This window comes from Streptomyces sp. NPDC058812 (assembly GCF_042744565.1).
GTDB classification, from domain to species: domain Bacteria; phylum Actinomycetota; class Actinomycetes; order Streptomycetales; family Streptomycetaceae; genus Streptomyces; species Streptomyces thinghirensis.
In genome coordinates, this window is record NZ_JBHYOB010000012.1 from 88,759 (window position 1) to 105,310 (window position 16,552).

The following is a 16,552-nucleotide window of genomic DNA, read 5'->3' on the forward strand; positions in this document are numbered from 1 at the left end:
CGGCCCACCCGAGGTGGACCGGCTTCATGCAGCGGACCAGGCAGTGGCCGCGCGCTCAGCTGACGCGTCAGCGCGAGACCTTCCCGGCCTTGATGCACGAGGTGCAAGCGTTCACGCGCTTCGGCGTCCCGCCGACCACGGTACGCACACGCTGGATGTTCGGGTTCCAGCGACGGGACGTACGGCGGTGCGAGTGCGAGATGTTGTTGCCGAAGCTCGGCCCCTTGCCACAGACGTCGCAGTTGGCAGCCACGGGTCACTCCAAAGACTTCAGATGCACTTACGGTTGACCCCGGCATGCCGGGATCAAGGTTCCGGAGCCGCGAACGGTCCGGGGTCTGAGTGGCGGTGCCAGGGGGAAGAGCCCGATCGGGATCGGGCAACCGGAGCAGCATACAACGGCTGCTCCCGTACAACGAAACTACCATGGCAGCTCAGGGGCCCGCCCCCGGCCCTCTTCCGGTGGGCACCCTCCCAAGGTCTACGCTGCCTGCCACGTCCAGCAGCTCAGGGAGGCGCAGGTGGCGCAGGTGCCGCAGAGGTTCTTCGACGCTCTGGCGGTGCGTACCTGGTGCGGTCTGTCGCTGCGCGCGCTGGGACGGGCACGCGAGGAGATCGACGCGATCAACGTCTATCCGGTCGCGGACGGGGACACCGGCACCAACCTCTATCTGACCGTCGAGTCGGCCGTCGCCGCGGTGGAGGCGGTGTTCGCGGCGCACGCGGTGGACGCGGTGGACGCCGGGGAGCCGGACGCGGGCGGCGGGCCCTCGCTGGCCGATGCCGTGGGTGCCATGGCGCACGGCGCGCTGATCGGCGCGCGCGGCAACTCCGGGACGATCCTCGCGCAGCTGCTGCGCGGCATGGCCCAGGTGCTCACCGCCGGTGGTGAACCCGCTCACACCGATGGTCCGGGCCTGCGGCTGGCCCTGCGGCACGCGGCCGAATCCGCCCGGCAGGCCGTGGCCCACCCGGTCGAGGGCACCGTCCTGACCGTCGCCTCGGCCGCCGCCGACGCGGCGGACGACGCGGCCGACGGTACGGAGGGCGACTGCGCGGCGGTGGCCCGGGCGGCCTACGAGGGTGCCCGCGCGGCGCTCGCCGCGACCCCGGGCCAGCTGCCCGTCCTGGAGCGCGCCGGAGTCGTCGACGCCGGCGGACACGGCCTCGTGACGGTCCTCGCGGCCTTGGTGGAGACGTTCACGGGCCGTGCGCCGGATCCGAAACCGGTCGCCGTGCCGCACGCGCGCGTGGCGCACGGCGGCGAGACGGCCGGGGAGTGCGCCGCGGAGGACGACGAGAGCGGCCCGGCCTTCGAGGTGATCTACCTCCTGGAGGCCGGGGACGCGGCCGTGGCGCGGCTGCGGCAGCGGCTCGACGCCCTCGGGGACTCGCTCGTGGTGGTCGGCGGCGACGGACTGTGGAACGTCCACGTGCACGTCGACGACGCGGGCGCCGCCGTGGAGGCGGGCGTCGAGGCCGGGCGGCCGTACCGCATCCGGATCACCCACTTCGGGCACGGCGACGCGCACACCGCCGGAACCGGGCGCCCGCCCCGCGAGCGCACCCAGCGCGCCGTGGTGGCGGTCGTGCCGGGGGAGGGCCTGGCCGGGCTCTACACCGAGGCCGGCGCGACCACCGTGCTCGCGCGCCCCGGGGAACCGCCCGCGAGCGGGGAACTCGTCCAGGCCGTACGGCGGGCGCACGCGCGTGAGGTCGTCCTGCTGCCCAACGACGCCGAACTGCGCCACACCGCCGCCGCGGCGGCAGAGCAGGCCCGCACCGAAGGCATCCGGGTCGCCCTGATCCCGACCCGCTCCGCGGTCCAGGGCATCGCCGCGCTCGCCGTGCACGAGCCCGAGCGCCGCTTCGACGAGGACGTGGTGGCGATGACCTCGGCGGCCGGCGCCACCCGCCACGCCGAGGTCGCCGTCGCCGAACGCCAGTCGTGGACCACGGCCGGCATCTGCCAGGCCGGCGACGTACTCGGCCTCGTCGACGGCGACGTGGCCGTGATCGGCGCGGACGTCACGGAGGTCGCCGAGACCGTCCTGGACCGCATGCTCGCGGCCGGCGGCGAGCTGGTCACCCTGGTCCTCGGCGACGAGGCCCCCGAGGCCGTCACCGCCCACCTGGAGGCCCGCGTCCGCGAGGCGTATCTCGCCGTCGACACGGTGGTCTACCGGGGCGGCAGGCAGGGCGCGCTGCTGCTGATCGGTGTGGAGTAGGGCGGCCGGTACCGCCGGCTCCCCGGGAGGTGTGCGGCCGACAACGCCGGTTTCCGGGGAGGTGCGGGGCCATTGTCAGTGGCGTGGTGTGCAATGGATCTCGTGCCCGCACTGCGAGAACCCCTGAAGAAGGTACTCGGCCCCGCCACCGCGAAGGTGATGGCCGAGCATCTCGGCCTGCACACCGTCGGCGACCTCCTCCACCACTACCCCCGCAGATACGAGGAGCGCGGCCAGCTCACCCACCTCGCCGACCTGCCGATGGACGAGCACGTCACGGTGGTGGCCCAGGTCGCCGACGCCCGCCTGCACACCTTCGCCTCGTCGAAGGCGCCGCGCGGCAAGGGGCAGCGCCTCGAAGTGACCATCACGGACGGCCACGGCCGCCTCCAGCTGGTCTTCTTCGGCAACGGCGTCCACAAGCCCCACAAGGAGCTTCTGCCGGGCACCCGCGCGATGTTCGCGGGCAAGGTCTCCGTCTTCAACCGCCGACTGCAACTGGCCCATCCGGCGTACGAGTTGCTGCGCGGCAGTGGTGATGACGACGGGACCGAGAGCGTCGAGTCCTGGGCGGGCGCCCTCATCCCCCTCTATCCGGCCACCGCCAAGCTGGAGTCCTGGAAGATCGGCAAGGCGATCCAGACGGTGCTGCCCAGCGCGCAGGAGGCCGTCGACCCCCTCCCCGGCTCCCTGCGTGAGGGACGTGGCCTGGTCTCCCTCCCCGAAGCCCTCCTGAAGATCCACCGCCCGCACACCAAGGCGGACATCGAGGACGCCCGCGCCCGCCTGAAGTGGGACGAGGCCTTCGTCCTCCAGGTCGCCCTCGCCCGCCGCCGCCACGCGGAGACCCAACTCCCGGCCGTCCCCCGGAAACCGAGCCCGGACGGCCTGCTCACGGCCTTCGACGACCGTCTCCCCTTCACCCTCACCGACGGCCAGCGGAAGGTCTCCCGGGAGATCTTCGACGACCTCGCCACCGACCACCCGATGCACCGGCTGCTCCAGGGGGAGGTCGGCTCGGGAAAGACGATGGTGGCCCTGCGCGCCATGCTCGCCGTCGTCGACGCGGGCGGGCAGGCCGTGATGCTGGCGCCCACCGAGGTGCTCGCCCAGCAGCATCACCGGTCGGTCGTCGAGATGATGGGGGAGCTGGCCGAGGGAGGGATGCTCGGCGGCGCCGAACACGCCACCAAGGTGGTGCTGCTGACCGGCTCGATGGGCGCCGCCGCCCGCCGTCACGCCCTGCTCGACCTGGCCACCGGCGAGGCCGGCATCGTCATCGGCACGCACGCGCTGATCGAGGACAAGGTCCAGTTCCACGACCTCGGCCTGGTCGTCGTCGACGAACAGCACCGCTTCGGCGTCGAACAGCGCGACGCCCTGCGCGGCAAGGGCAAGCAGCCGCCGCATCTGCTCGTCATGACCGCCACGCCGATTCCGCGCACCGTCGCCATGACCGTCTTCGGCGACCTGGAGACCTCCGTCCTGGACCAGCTCCCGGCCGGCCGGTCCCCGATCGCCAGCCATGTCGTCCCGGCCGCCGACAAGCCGCACTTCCTCGCCCGGACCTGGGAACGGGTCCGCGAGGAGGTGTCCAACGGCCACCAGGCGTACGTCGTCTGCCCGCGCATCGGCGACGAGGGCGACGACCCGAAGAAGGGCTCCAAGCCGCCCACTGAGGGTGACGCGGAGAAGCGGCCCCCGCTCGCCGTCCTCGACGTCGCCGAGCAGCTGGCGAAAGGCCCGCTCCAAGGCCTCAAGGTCGAGGTCCTGCACGGCCGTATGCAGCCCGACGACAAGGACGCCGTCATGCGCCGCTTCGCAGCCGGGGAGACCGACGTCCTCGTCGCCACCACCGTCATCGAGGTCGGCGTCAACGTCCCCAACGCCACCGCGATGGTGATCATGGACGCCGACCGCTTCGGCGTCTCCCAGCTCCACCAACTGCGCGGCCGCGTCGGCCGGGGCTCCGCCCCCGGCCTGTGCCTGCTGGTCACCGAGATGCCCGAGGCGAGCGCGGCCCGGCAGCGGCTGGGCGCCGTCGCCGGCACCCTCGACGGCTTCGAGCTCTCCCGCATCGACCTCGAACAGCGCCGCGAGGGCGACGTACTCGGCCAGGCCCAGTCCGGCGCCCGCACCTCCCTGCGCGTCCTCGCCGTCATCGAGGACGAGGAGATCATCGCCGAGGCGCGGGAGGAGGCGGCGGCGGTGGTCGCCGCCGACCCGGAGCTGACCGGCCTGCCCGGGCTGCGGACGGCTCTCGACGCACTGCTGGACGACGAGCGGGAGCAGTACCTGGAGAAGGGCTGACAGACTGGGACCGGACACCGTCCGCACACCCGAGCACACCGACAAGGACCCGAAGATGACCCGCGTGATCGCCGGCAAAGCCGGCGGACGCCGCCTCGCCGTCCCGCAGGGAACCGGCACCCGCCCCACCTCCGACCGCGCGCGCGAGGGACTCTTCTCCACCTGGCAGTCCCTGCTCGGCGGCCCGCTGGACGGCGAGCGGGTCATCGACCTGTACGCCGGTTCCGGCGCCGTCGGCCTGGAGGCGCTGTCCCGGGGCGCGGGGCACGTCCTGCTCGTCGAGGCCGACGCCCGCGCCGTCCGTACGGTCCGGGAGAACGTCAAGGCGCTCGGCCTGCCCGGCGCCGAGGTCCGGGCGGGCAAAGCGGAACAGATCATCCGTACCCCGGCTCCGGCCGAGCCCTACGACATCGTCTTCCTGGATCCGCCGTACGCCGTCTCGGACGACGATCTTCGGGAGATCCTGCTCACACTCCGCACTCAGGGGTGGCTCACCGGGGAAGCGCTCGTCACCGTGGAGCGCAGCACCAGGGGTGGCGAATTCCGCTGGCCCCAGGGCTTCGACGCGATCCGGGCCCGTCGCTACGGCGAGGGAACGTTTTGGTACGGTCGCGCCGCCTCTACGTGCGAAGACGCACGATGACCGGACCGGAGAGCGAGGGAACTCAAGTGCGCCGCGCCGTCTGCCCCGGGTCGTTCGACCCGATCACCAACGGACATCTCGACATCATCGCCCGGGCCTCCAGCCTTTACGACGAGGTCTACGTCGCCGTGATGATCAACCAGGCCAAGAAGGGCCTGTTCGAGATCGAGGAGCGGATCGACCTCATCCGCCAGGTCACCGCCGAGTACGGGAACGTGCGCGTGGAGTCCTTCCACGGCCTCCTCGTCGACTTCTGCAAGCAGCGCGAGATCCCGGCCATCGTCAAGGGCCTGCGCGCGGTGAGCGACTTCGACTACGAGCTGCAGATGGCCCAGATGAACAACGGCCTCTCGGGCGTGGAGACCCTCTTCATCCCCACCAACCCCACCTACAGCTTCCTGTCGTCCTCCCTGGTCAAAGAGGTGGCGACCTGGGGCGGCGACGTCTCCCACCTCGTGCCGCCGCTGGTCCTCGAAGCCCTCTCCGAGCGCCTGAGGCAGGACTGACACCGCCCTCGTACAGCTGCCGGAGACTGACAAGCCGTCACCCGGTGTCCCCCGGACACCCCAGGGTCGTACAGTCGTCCCGTCCGTCTCCAACACAGCTGTAGAGAGTGGCGAGCACACGGTGGACGTGCAGAAGAAGCTCGACGAGATCAGCGCGATGGTCTCCGGCGCCCGCGCCATGCCCATGTCGGCCTCGTGCGTGGTCAACCGCGCCGAACTGCTCTCGATGCTGGAAGAGCTGCGCGCCGAGCTGCCCGGATCCCTCGCCCAGGCCCAGGAGCTGATCGGCGACCGCGACCAGATGGTCGCGCAGGCCCGCCAGGAGGCCGACCGGATCATCGAGAGCGCGCAGGCCGAGCGCGGTTCGCTGATCTCCGACACCGAGGTCGCCCGCCGCTCCCAGGCCGAGGCCGACCGGATCCTCGCCGAGGCCCGCCAGGAGGCCGAGGAGGTCCGCGCCGAGGCCGACGAGTACGTCGACTCCAAGCTCGCCAACTTCGAGGTCGTCCTCACCAAGACCCTCGGCTCCGTCGGCCGGGGCCGCGAGAAACTCCTCGGCACCGGACCCGGCCTCGACGAGAACGGCTACGAGGACGAGGACGCCCCCGAGCGCAGCCACGACCCGGAGACCCTGCGCCGCGACGCCGACACCTACGTCGACACGAAGCTCGGCGCCTTCGAGGCCGTGCTGGCCAAGACCCTGGACGCCGTCGGCCGGGGCCGCCAGAAGTTGCACGGCCGGATCGCGACCGACGACCTCGGCGCCCTCGCGGACGACATGAGCACCGTCCAGCACTCCAGCGACGCGGACTACCTCGCCGGCCTGGCCGGCCTCTCCGACGCCTCCGCCGGGCAGCCGCACCAGCGGGAGTACGGCGAGCAGCAGCCGGCAGCGGCACAGGTACCGGCGCAGGCCGTGCCGGAGATGCCGGCGCAGCAGCCGGCGTACGGCTACGCCCAGCAGCAGCCCGATCCCTACGCCGGCTACCAGCAGACCTACGGCGACCGGCAGGACCCGTACGGCTACCAGCAGCAGACGGCGGACCCGTACGCCTACCAGTACGACGCCCAGCAGCCGGCGTACGACGGCCAGCAGGGCTACGCCCAGCCCCAGCAGCCCCAGCAGGCTCAGCCGCAGGCACTCGACGAGACCAGCCTCTTCGACACCAGCATGATCAGCGCCGAACAGCTGAGGGCCTACGAACAGGGCCGCGGACTCTAGCCCCGGGCGTCGTCCCGGGCGTCGTCCCGGGCCGGATTGGGCCGAAAGCGAATGGTCCAGTATCCTGGCTCTTCGGTCGCGCGTACGTCCGCGATCGCCGCTGCCCGGGAACACCGAAGGGCGGCACCCCCACACTCACGAAGACCGAAAGCAGGAATGGTTCTGAACGCGCGCCTCGACCACCGCAACCCCCTCGTGTTCGACACACACGAGCTGGGACGGCGGCCCGGTGCGCTCCAGCGCCTGACCCGCACGGTCGACGCTCCCAAGGACTTCGGTATCCAGGGAGTCATCGGAGTACCGGAAGGCGCCCCGGTGGAACTCGATCTCCGGCTCGAGTCGGTCATGGAAGGGGTGCTCGTCACGGGCACCGCCCGTGCCAAGGCCGAGGGGGAGTGCGTAAGGTGTCTGGAGCCGCTCGAGCAGCAGCTCGAAGCGGACTTCCAGGAGATGTTCTCGTACCCTGACGCCGACGACCGGGGCCGCCCTGTGGCGGAGCCGGCCGACGACGCCGAGGAAGACGAGGACAGGCTCTTCGTCGAGGACGGACTGATCGGCCTCGAACCCGTGCTGCGCGACGCGGTGGTGCTCGCACTGCCGATGCAGCCGGTGTGCCAGGAAGACTGCCCGGGTCTGTGCTCCGAGTGTGGAGCACGCCTGGCGGACGACCCGGACCACCACCACGACGCCGTCGACATTCGTTGGGCGGCTTTGCAGGGACTCGCCGGTTCACTCGGAGACGGCGAGAAGGACGAGATGAGCGGCGCCGAACCTGGCGTCGACGAGAAGCAGGAGAAGTAGCCGTGGCTGTTCCGAAGCGGAAGATGTCGCGCAGCAACACGCGCCACCGCCGGTCGCAGTGGAAGGCTGCGGTCCCCACCCTGGTTGCGTGCGAGCGCTGCCACGAGCCCAAGCTGCAGCACATCGCGTGCCCGGCTTGCGGCACTTACAACAAGCGCCAGGTCCTCGAGGTCTGAGCGGCTGGTGAGAGGCACTGTGTCAGTCCCCAAGAAGGCGGAAGACGCCAAGGCGGACCCACCCGCCAAGAAGAAGGCGGACACCCAGGCCTCGTCCCACACGCTTCTGGAAGGGCGGCTCGGCTATCAGCTCGAGTCCGCCCTTCTGGTGCGTGCGCTGACCCACCGTTCCTACGCGTACGAGAACGGCGGTCTGCCGACGAACGAGCGGCTGGAGTTCCTCGGTGACTCCGTCCTCGGCCTCGTCGTCACGGACACGCTGTACCGCACCCACCCCGACCTGCCCGAAGGCCAGCTGGCCAAGCTGCGGGCCGCGGTGGTCAACTCGCGTGCGCTGGCGGAGGTGGGCCGCGGGCTCGACCTCGGCTCCTTCATCCGGCTCGGCCGCGGTGAAGAGGGCACGGGCGGCCGGGACAAGGCATCCATCCTCGCCGACACCCTTGAAGCGGTGATCGGCGCGGTCTATCTCGACCAGGGCCTCGACGCGGCCTCCGAACTGGTGCACCGCCTGTTCGACCCGCTGATCGAGAAGTCCTCGAACCTCGGCGCCGGCCTGGACTGGAAGACCAGCCTCCAGGAGCTCACCGCGACCGAAGGGCTCGGCGTCCCCGAGTACCTGGTCACGGAGACCGGCCCGGACCACGAGAAGACCTTCACTGCTGCCGCCCGCGTCGGAGGCGTCTCGTACGGCACCGGCACCGGCCGCAGCAAGAAGGAGGCGGAGCAGCAGGCCGCGGAATCCGCGTGGCGGTCCATCCGGGCCGCGGCGGACGAGCGCGCCAAGGTGACCGCAGCCGAAGCGGCGGCACAGCCCGCCGCCGAAGCGGCGGCACAGCCGAGCGCCGACGCCCCGTCGGCCTCCGCCTGATCCGTCCGATCCATCTGATTCATCGCACGTTCCGAACGCCCGCTCCACGCCAGGGGCGGGCGTTCGGCTCGTCCACCGGCCCATCCGAGGGGATGCCATGCCCGAGTTGCCCGAGGTCGAGGTCGTACGGCGTGGCCTGGAGCGCTGGGTCGCCCACCGCACCGTCGCCGACGCCGAGGTGCTGCACCCACGCGCGGTACGCCGGCACATCGCCGGCCCCGACGACTTCGCCCAGCGCCTCAAGGGCCACCGCATCGGCACGCCCAGCCGCCGGGGCAAGTACCTGTGGCTGCCCCTGGAGGACACCGGGCAGGCGATCCTGGCCCACCTCGGCATGAGCGGCCAGCTGCTGGTGCAGCCGCACGAGGCACCGGCCGAGAAGCACCTGCGCATCCGCGTCCGCTTCACCGACGCCCTGTCCACCGAACTCCGCTTCGTCGATCAGCGGACCTTCGGCGGCCTGTCCCTGCACGACACCACCCCCGACGGGCTGCCAGACGTCATCGCGCACATCGCCCGCGACCCCCTCGACCCGCTCTTCGACGACGAGGCGTTCCACCTCGCGCTGCGCCGCAAGCGCACCACGATCAAACGGGCCCTGCTCGACCAGTCACTGATCAGCGGCGTCGGCAACATCTACGCCGACGAGGCCCTGTGGCGCTCCCGCCTGCACTACGAACGCCCCACCGCGACCTTCACCCGCCCCCGCACCGCCGAACTCCTCGGCCACGTCCGCGACGTGATGAACGCGGCCCTCGCGGTGGGCGGCACCAGCTTCGACAGCCTCTACGTCAACGTCAACGGCGAGTCCGGCTACTTCGACCGGTCGCTCGACGCGTACGGCCGCGAGGGCCTGCCCTGCCGCCGCTGTGCCACACCGATGCGCCGCCGGCCGTGGATGAACCGCTCCAGCTACTTCTGCCCGAAGTGCCAGCGGCCGCCCCGCCCGGCCTAGGAGAGAACGCCTAGAGCTGCCGGGCGTCGTACCGCTCACGCGACGCGAGCACCTCGTCCATCCGCCCCTCCAGGCACTGGATGAGCGCGATCAGCCGCCCGGCCACCGCGTGTCCCAGCCCCGTGAGTTCGTAGTCCACGCGGGGCGGGTTGGTGGGCTGGGCCTCGCGGTGCACCAGACCGTCGCGCTCCAGCGCGTGCAGGGTCTGGGCCAGCATCTTCTCGCTGACGCCGTCGACGCGGCGCCGCAGCTCGTTGAACCGGAAGGAGCCCTCGTACAGCGCGCCGAGCGTCAGCGCGCCCCAGCGCCCCGTGACGTGCTCCAGGGTGCCGCGCGAGGGACAGGCCCTGGAGAACACGTCGTACGGGAGGTCCTGCTCCTCCGTGCGCTCCTGCGTGGTCGACATGCGCCCAGCGTACGTGAGCGCAGCGCTGAGCCGCAGGTCGCGCTGAGCCCCGGACAGCGCTCCGACGCTGCCCGGGGTACTGCTAGTAGCCGAAGAAGTGGTGGGCCGGGTCTCTGACCTGCGGCCACGTAATCGATCAACGCTGCGACCTGCGACTTAGCTGTCGGTGGTTGTCAGCGTTGGTCGTCGTTGAGCGCCCCCGCACGGCCCAGAGACGGCCCGAGCGGGGGTGTCGTGGCGTGCCCCTCGATGCTGTACCTCGCTGCCTGTACCAGTTAAAGCTTGATGAGGGTGGGGCGGGCGTCTGGGCGCCCGTACTCCAGGATGCGCGGCAGCACCTCACGCATGCGAGATAGGTCCGCCTCCGGCGCACGAAGCACTGCCTCGACGACAGGATCGGTCAAACCGAGACCGGCCAACGATGCAGGGTCCAAGGTCACCCGCAGTACATCGCCGCTCAGCTCTACTTCGCGTACGCAGCCGTAGGCGGTTCCCTGGTCAGGCGTGACAAGACAGTGGGTATCCATACCGAGGGACACTTCTTGGGCGCCGGGCTCGTCGAAGTCGCACATGAACAGCAGGGAGAAGCCGTCCCCGTCATCCGACTCGGCCAGGCCAGCCATCACGCAGTCATCCTCATCAGGGTCATCGAGCCCGCAAGCAACTTGTGCCGTGAATCTGTACGTCATGCACGAGTTTTAGCACTGGCGACCGATAGCCGTGATCACGAGCGACGCGAGGTCGGTGGAGCGGCTTTGGGCTGGAGCTGCTTTGGGGCGAGTGATCTTGGCCCCGTAAGCTGATGGCGAGTCGGGCAGTCTGTGGACCTGCCCGTTAAAGCACGACGTTGGGGCCAAGATCTTAGAGGCTCGCCCCAAAGTGGCTGCCTAAAGCCGTGGAGCCGACCGCCCCAGCCACAGAGGGGTTTCCCCATCCCACGCCCCCCGCAGTCGCCTGCGCGCCGCCGGGCGCGGCCAGCCGGGGCGAAGACAGGAGGCGGGCCGCGCCGCAGAGGCGGCGCGCTCCCGCGCCGTGCGCGGGGGCCTTGATGAGGTAGAGAAACCTGTAACTCGTGCCATGGCGGCTTCGTGCTTCCGGCTATGCGCGGTCCAGCTCCGATTGCAGGTCCTTAAGTACAGACTCAGGGTCCCCGTTGTAGACAAGGTGCGGCTCGTCGGGCTTTGGAGCCACGAACCGCTTGCGGTAGCGGATCAGGTCGCTTTCCGCGAAGTAGATCGAGTTCGGATCGTCCTCGTGCCGAGCATTGCGCTTGCTCACGCGGGACCACAGCTCTTCGTGACTGACCTCTAGGTAGACCACCACCGAGATCGCGCCACCTTCGGTAGCGACCGATCGCCAGTGGGCACGGTCTTCCGGCGTCCAGAAGCCATGGTCGACCACCACGTCGTGACCGGCTTGCAGCTCCTCGCGGAGCTGGACGGCAGTCTCTTCGAGGATCGGCCGCTCAAGGGTCGGGAACGTCCCTCGGGGGAAGTCGACTCCGTACACCCCATGTCGGCGGAACATCTCCTCGTCCGGGCAAAGTCTGACGAACCCTCGCGCTGTCAGCGCACGGGCCAGAGTCGTCTTCCCTGAGCCGGGAAGTCCCACCATGAGGACACAGAACGGTTGGCGAGCGCCGTTCACTGGGTGACTTCCGATTCCGTCTGCCACGTACGACCGGGGCCGCCCAGGTCGACGCCGTACTCAACGACGGAGCCTTCACTGTCGACGAACCTCGCAGTCATGACGACCACCGGGTCCCGCGGGGCCTTCTCGGGGTCCAGTTCCAACAGCTCCGCGTCCTCGGGAGTGAGCAGTCGAGCCGACGCGGTGTCGAACCGGTGCGTGATGGGGCGGCCCGTTGCCTGCGCGATGAGTTGCAGCGATGTCCCCCCGGTCAGTCGCTCGCTGCTCGTGAGCTGCGGAATCAGCTCTCCGTACCGGACGGGAATCCATGACGTCGAGTGCGCGACGATGCCGTGTCGGTCGCGGTAGACCCGGCTGCGCCGGATCACGTCCGAGCCGGGCTTGAGGTCCAATGCCTGGGCCACTTCTGCGGGCGCCGGCACCACCGAAGCCTGATGCGAGTCGGACCGTTCGCCGGTTCCCCAACTTGACCCGGTACGGCGGCCTCGGTCCTGACGCTGAGACCCGGAAGACATGGGCGCAGGGCGGTCCAGGACTTCGGTTCCGATGCCGTGGATACCCCTGACAAGCCCCTCGTTACGCAGCTTCCGCAACGCCTTCTCGGCAGTCGCGGCGCTGACGCTCCACTCCTGCGCGAGGGTCTTGATGCTGGGCAGAAGCGAGCCCGGCTGGAGTTCGCCGGACGTGATCAGCTCCGCGTAGTGGGCGGCAATCTGCGCATAGGGCGCTCGATTGTCTGCCTGGTCGGCCATTGCGTCAGCTCCCTTGTCTCAGTGGCTACTTCCCTAGCGTACCGCTTGACACCCTAAGATGCCCTAGGGAACCCTAGGGATGTAGCACCGCATGAATGAGAGATCCGGCACCACCAACGCCTGCCCAGGGACGGCGCCTCAACCGCCAAGAAGAACCGCCGCCCCTGGCTCCCTCGAAGGGAAGTCCCATCATGCCCGTGATGCCTGTTGGCTCGCACCCGGCGCGGTTACCCGCCCCGCTGTCCCGCCGTGAAGACGCCGTGGTCGTCCCTTCGCCGTGCTGGGCCTGCGGCGCGTCGGGAGGACTCGACTGGATCAACGTGGACGGCATCGGCGTCCTGTTTCACGGTCGGGAGCGCTGCCCGGTGGCCGTGCCCTTCGTCTGGAAGACGGGCAAACCGCTGGCTTCGCTCTCCGGGGCGGTGGCCGCATGACCTCCGCAACGATTACCGGGAATGAGCGGCTGCGTGGCGCCATGGTCGCCGCGAACGTCACGATCGAGGGTCTGGCCGATCACCTCGGCGTCGACCCGAAGTCGGTCGACCGCTGGCTGAACTCGGAGCGGACTCCGCACGCCCGCAATGCGGAAGCCGCCGCCAAGCTCCTCGGCGCGGACGCCTACCACCTGTGGCCCAAGCTCGTGGAGCGTCACCGCTCCGCCCCGACCGCTCAGGATGAGGTCGTCGCCTGCTACCCGATGCGCAGCACCGTCCCCTACGGTCTGTGGCGCTCTACCCTGGCCAACACGACCACGGTCATCGACCTGGCCGTGTCCAACCTGCTGTTCCTGGCCGACGCGGTCTGGGACCTGCCCACACTGCTGGCTGACAAGTCCGCCGCCGGTGTCCGGGTCCGCATCGTCACCCCGGAGAGTCCGGCCGGGCCGGTCACCGGACTGGGTGACGTGTTCCCCTCGCTGTTGGCGGTCCCCGGCCTGCGGCTGTCGACCCACCCCGGACTGCGGGCCGACGTGATGCGCGCAGATGATGACCTGCTGGTCACGACGCCGATCGACGGGCTCACCCCGGCTCTTGCTCCGGTCCTGCACCTGCGTCGCCTGGGGTCGGCCCCGATGGTCGGCGGCTACCTGGCCACCCTCGATCACCTCTACGCCACGGCCACACCGACCCGGCCCGCCACCTCGCACCTGCGGGCGGTGGCCGCGTGACGCACCTGCCCGTTCCCACGGCTGCCGTCGCTGACGTGGCGTCGGCCGTGGGCACCGACCCCCTGACCCTCGCTGACCTCCTGCGGGTCGCCAACGCTCCGGGCTTCGACCGCTGGCGCGAGCAGATCCGCCGCACGGGCGGCTGCTCCAACCCGATCCACCTGCAAGGTTCCACGGTCACCCGCGACGCCAAGACCGGTGACGTCCTCTACTCCTACTCCACGGAGCAGGAGCCGGGCGGACGCCTCCGGGTAGCCTGCGGCAACCGCCGGGCCTCCCGCTGCCCCGCCTGCGCCTGGACCTACGCCGGGGACACCTATCACCTGATCCGCGCCGGGATCACCGGTGATGAGGGCAAGGACGTGCCCGCGACCGTGCGGGATCACCCGCGCGTCTTCGCCACCCTCACCGCGCCCTCCTTCGGCCCGGTCCACAACCGGCCCGCCTCGGGACGTTGCCGCTGCGGAGCCCAGCACGCCGAGACTGACCCCGCCCTCGGCACCGCCCTGGACCCGAAGCGCTACGACTACGCCGGATCGGTGCTGTGGAACAACCATGCCGGGGACCTGTGGCGCCGCTTCACCGTCTACCTGCGCCGGGAGATCGCCGCCCGCGCGGGCATCACCCAAGCCGCCCTACGCGAGGAATGCCGGGTCTCCTTCGGCAAAGTCGCCGAGTTCCAGAAACGCGGGGCTGTCCACTTCCACGCCGTGGTGCGCCTCGACGGCCCGGACGGCCCCGACACCTCCCCGCCGGCGTGGGCCACCATCGCTCTCCTGGATGCCGCGATTCGGGCCGCCGCCGCCCGCGTCGCCGTACCGGTCCCGGCTGCCGGGGACTTCCCCGCCCGCACCCTGCGCTGGGGAACGCAGGTCGATGTCCAGCCCATCGGCGCCCTGGGCCACGAGGAACTGACCGAACAGGCCGTCGCCTCCTACGTCGCCAAGTACGCCACCAAAGCCGCCGAGACCACCGGCACCGTTGACCGCCGCATCGGGGAGCTGGCCGAACTCGACCGGCTCGACCTGCCCGCGCACACGCGGCGGCTGATCGAAGCGTGCTGCCTCCTCAATGACGCCTACCCGGATCGGCTGCTGGCCCGGTGGGCTCACATGCTCGGCTTCCGCGGGCACTTCTCCACCAAGTCCCGCCGCTACTCGACCACCCTGGGCGCCTTGCGTCAGACCCGCGCCGACTACCGCGCCCGCCAGGAACGCCGCGAACACGGGCTCTCCGAAAACCTCGATGACACCGAAGGCTCCACGTTCGTCCTCGCTCACTGGACCTACGCCGGACAGGGCCACTCTCCGGGTGAATCGTGGCTTGCCGCCTCCATCGCCCGAGACCTGCGCCTGAACCGCGAGACAGCACGCGAAGCAGTCGCTGACCTGCACGACATGGACGACATGGACGACATGGAGGTGTGGGCATGAAGCGCTCGCTGCCCGACCGCTACCTGACCCCGGTCGACCTGGCCGACCTCCTCGGCGTCCCGGTCGAGACCGTCTACCAGTGGCGCCGCAAGCAGACCGGACCGCGCGGTTTCCGTGTCGGCCGGCACCTTCGCTTCGACCCCGAAGACGTCCGCGTCTGGGTCGAGAACCAGATGGAAGAGGCAGCCTGATGGCCGGACACGTCCAAGACCGCTGGTACAAGGTCGAGGCCGACGCCGACGGTAAGACCATCAAGACCAAGACCGACCGCTTCGGCGTCGGCCTGCGCTACCGCGCCCGGTACGTCGGGCCTGACGGCTCCGAGAAGTCCAGGAGCTTCCCGGACAAGCAGAAGCGCAAGGCGGAACAGTGGCTCGCCAACATCGAGGCCGACATGTCGCGTGGCGACTACGTTGATCCGAACTCGGGGAAGGTCACGTTCGAGCAGTTCGCCACCGAGTGGATGGCAACACAGATCACGGACCCTCTGACCCGTGAGTCGGTCGAGAGTCGGCTACGGCTCCACGCGATCCCGCATCTGGGCACTCGGCCGATGAGTTCGTTCACGCCCTCGCATCTGCGCCTCTGGCTGCGCACGCTGGAAGACCGTGGGCTCTCGGCTGGCTACCGGCGCGGGATCTTCGCCCACGTCTCGACGGTGTTCACCGCCGCTGTGGAAGACCGGATCATCCGCGTGAATCCGTGCAGCGCGCGCTCGGTCAAGGCTCCGCGGCTTGAGCCGCGCAAGGTCAAGCCCTGGTCCGTCGGCAAAGTCACGGCAGTTCGCGCTGCCTTGCCCGACCGCTATCAGGCCCTGGTGAACGTGGCGGCCGGGCTTGGCCTGCGGCAGGGGGAGGCCTTCGGCCTGGCGGTGGAAGACGTCGACTTCCTTGGCGGTGTCGTGCACGTCGTGCGACAGGTCAAGCTGTTGCAGCGCCACCGGGCGGTGTTCGCTCCGCCAAAGAGCGGGCGAGAGCGTGACGTGCCGCTGCCGGAATCCGTCGCCTTCGCGTTGGCTGGTCACCTGAAGCGGCATCCAGCGACGAGGATCACCCTGCCGTGGAAGACGCTCGACGGTCCGCCGGTCACGGCCTCGCTGCTCTTCACCGGTACCGAGGGCCTGGCGCTGAATCGCAACCGCTTCAACGACCGTGTGTGGCGGCCAGCTCTCCGGGGTGCCGGCGTCGACGCTGACCGCAGCAACGGCATGCACGCCTTGCGCCACTTCTACGCGTCGGTGCTCCTGGACGCGGGGGAGAGCATCAAGGCTCTCAGCGAGTACCTGGGCCACCATGACCCCGGCTTCACCCTGCGCACGTACACGCACCTGATGCCGTCGAGCGAGACGCGAACCCGGGCCGCCGTTGACCGCGTCTTCGGGGATGAGGAGTCAGCGAGTGACGGCCCCGAGACGGCCCCGGGGGTCTCCTAGGT

19 protein-coding genes are annotated in these 16,552 nt (G+C 70.3%); 14 read left to right on the forward strand and 5 right to left on the reverse strand.

What is annotated here, in order from left to right; translation table 11 throughout:
* Window positions 1–67: 67 nt before the first annotated feature.
* Window positions 68–253 carry a 50S ribosomal protein L28 gene (gene rpmB / locus ACFW48_RS24445; protein ID WP_013000438.1) on the reverse strand — a complete coding sequence of 62 codons (186 nt, stop codon included), beginning with the start codon at window positions 251–253 and terminating at the stop codon, window positions 68–70.
* 268 nt (window positions 254–521) lie between these two features.
* On the opposite strand from rpmB, the gene ACFW48_RS24450 reads away from it, so the two are divergent.
* From ACFW48_RS24450 to mutM, 9 genes are all read left to right on the forward strand, one after another.
* Entirely contained in the window at window positions 522–2,228 is a 1,707-nt protein-coding gene (locus ACFW48_RS24450) for a DAK2 domain-containing protein (protein WP_386317860.1), read from the forward strand.
* Between the two features lie 93 nt (window positions 2,229–2,321).
* Window positions 2,322–4,538 carry an ATP-dependent DNA helicase RecG gene (gene recG, locus ACFW48_RS24455; RefSeq protein ID WP_386317862.1) on the forward strand — a complete coding sequence of 739 codons (2,217 nt, stop codon included), beginning with the start codon at window positions 2,322–2,324 and terminating at the stop codon, window positions 4,536–4,538.
* A gap of 55 nt (window positions 4,539–4,593) precedes the next feature.
* Entirely contained in the window at window positions 4,594–5,181 is a 588-nt protein-coding gene (gene rsmD, locus ACFW48_RS24460; RefSeq protein WP_386317864.1) for a 16S rRNA (guanine(966)-N(2))-methyltransferase RsmD, read from the forward strand.
* 26 nt (window positions 5,182–5,207) lie between these two features.
* Window positions 5,208–5,687: a pantetheine-phosphate adenylyltransferase gene (gene coaD / locus ACFW48_RS24465; protein WP_386318021.1), complete on the forward strand. Its 480-nt coding sequence runs from the start codon at window positions 5,208–5,210 to the stop codon at window positions 5,685–5,687.
* A gap of 121 nt (window positions 5,688–5,808) precedes the next feature.
* Complete coding sequence (locus tag ACFW48_RS24470) at window positions 5,809–6,909, forward strand: cell division initiation protein (RefSeq protein ID WP_386317866.1); 1,101 nt, start codon at window positions 5,809–5,811, stop codon at window positions 6,907–6,909.
* Between the two features lie 156 nt (window positions 6,910–7,065).
* The gene (locus ACFW48_RS24475) at window positions 7,066–7,710 is read left to right on the forward strand and encodes a YceD family protein (RefSeq protein ID WP_386317868.1); all 645 of its coding nucleotides are present in this window, start codon (window positions 7,066–7,068) and stop codon (window positions 7,708–7,710) included.
* A 2-nt stretch (window positions 7,711–7,712) separates the two neighbouring features.
* Window positions 7,713–7,886: a 50S ribosomal protein L32 gene (gene rpmF, locus ACFW48_RS24480; protein ID WP_006139588.1), complete on the forward strand. Its 174-nt coding sequence runs from the start codon at window positions 7,713–7,715 to the stop codon at window positions 7,884–7,886.
* A gap of 7 nt (window positions 7,887–7,893) precedes the next feature.
* Window positions 7,894–8,754, forward strand: a complete 861-nt coding sequence (rnc, locus tag ACFW48_RS24485; RefSeq protein ID WP_310871012.1) for a ribonuclease III — start codon at window positions 7,894–7,896, stop codon at window positions 8,752–8,754.
* Window positions 8,755–8,851: 97 nt separating this feature from the next.
* Window positions 8,852–9,709, forward strand: a complete 858-nt coding sequence (gene mutM / locus ACFW48_RS24490; protein WP_386317871.1) for a bifunctional DNA-formamidopyrimidine glycosylase/DNA-(apurinic or apyrimidinic site) lyase — start codon at window positions 8,852–8,854, stop codon at window positions 9,707–9,709.
* Window positions 9,710–9,719: 10 nt separating this feature from the next.
* Here mutM and ACFW48_RS24495 read toward each other — a convergent pair whose 3' ends face one another.
* The 4 genes from ACFW48_RS24495 to ACFW48_RS24510 all read right to left on the reverse strand — a co-directional run bounded on the left by ACFW48_RS24495 (window position 9,720) and on the right by ACFW48_RS24510 (window position 12,517).
* A complete protein-coding gene (locus ACFW48_RS24495) occupies window positions 9,720–10,115 on the reverse strand; it encodes a winged helix-turn-helix transcriptional regulator (RefSeq protein ID WP_386317873.1) in 396 nt (131 codons plus the stop codon).
* Between the two features lie 275 nt (window positions 10,116–10,390).
* Window positions 10,391–10,804, reverse strand: a complete 414-nt coding sequence (locus ACFW48_RS24500; RefSeq protein ID WP_383557285.1) for an Imm10 family immunity protein — start codon at window positions 10,802–10,804, stop codon at window positions 10,391–10,393.
* A 409-nt stretch (window positions 10,805–11,213) separates the two neighbouring features.
* Entirely contained in the window at window positions 11,214–11,789 is a 576-nt protein-coding gene (locus ACFW48_RS24505) for an AAA family ATPase (protein WP_386317875.1), read from the reverse strand.
* On the reverse strand, window positions 11,759–12,517 hold the full coding sequence (locus ACFW48_RS24510; RefSeq protein WP_386317877.1) for a GntR family transcriptional regulator: 759 nt from the start codon (window positions 12,515–12,517) through the stop codon (window positions 11,759–11,761). The genes ACFW48_RS24505 and ACFW48_RS24510 overlap by 31 nt, the downstream gene beginning before the upstream one ends.
* A gap of 191 nt (window positions 12,518–12,708) precedes the next feature.
* Between ACFW48_RS24510 and ACFW48_RS24515 the strand changes: the two genes are divergently transcribed.
* Genes ACFW48_RS24515 through ACFW48_RS24535 form a run of 5 tightly spaced genes read left to right on the forward strand, consistent with a single transcriptional unit; the run spans window position 12,709 to window position 16,550 of the window.
* Window positions 12,709–12,951: a hypothetical protein gene (locus tag ACFW48_RS24515; RefSeq protein WP_383557278.1), complete on the forward strand. Its 243-nt coding sequence runs from the start codon at window positions 12,709–12,711 to the stop codon at window positions 12,949–12,951.
* Window positions 12,948–13,685, forward strand: coding sequence for a helix-turn-helix domain-containing protein (locus ACFW48_RS24520; RefSeq protein ID WP_386317879.1), 738 nt, complete (start codon window positions 12,948–12,950; stop codon window positions 13,683–13,685). Before ACFW48_RS24515 ends, ACFW48_RS24520 begins: the two co-directional genes overlap by 4 nt.
* On the forward strand, window positions 13,682–15,118 hold the full coding sequence (repSA, locus tag ACFW48_RS24525; protein WP_386317881.1) for a replication initiator protein RepSA: 1,437 nt from the start codon (window positions 13,682–13,684) through the stop codon (window positions 15,116–15,118). Before ACFW48_RS24520 ends, repSA begins: the two co-directional genes overlap by 4 nt.
* Window positions 15,115–15,309, forward strand: a complete 195-nt coding sequence (locus tag ACFW48_RS24530; protein ID WP_383557269.1) for a helix-turn-helix transcriptional regulator — start codon at window positions 15,115–15,117, stop codon at window positions 15,307–15,309. Before repSA ends, ACFW48_RS24530 begins: the two co-directional genes overlap by 4 nt.
* Window positions 15,309–16,550 (forward strand): tyrosine-type recombinase/integrase, encoded by a 1,242-nt coding sequence (locus ACFW48_RS24535; RefSeq protein ID WP_383557266.1) that lies wholly within the window; start codon window positions 15,309–15,311, stop codon window positions 16,548–16,550. Before ACFW48_RS24530 ends, ACFW48_RS24535 begins: the two co-directional genes overlap by 1 nt.
* Window positions 16,551–16,552: the final 2 nt, after the last annotated feature.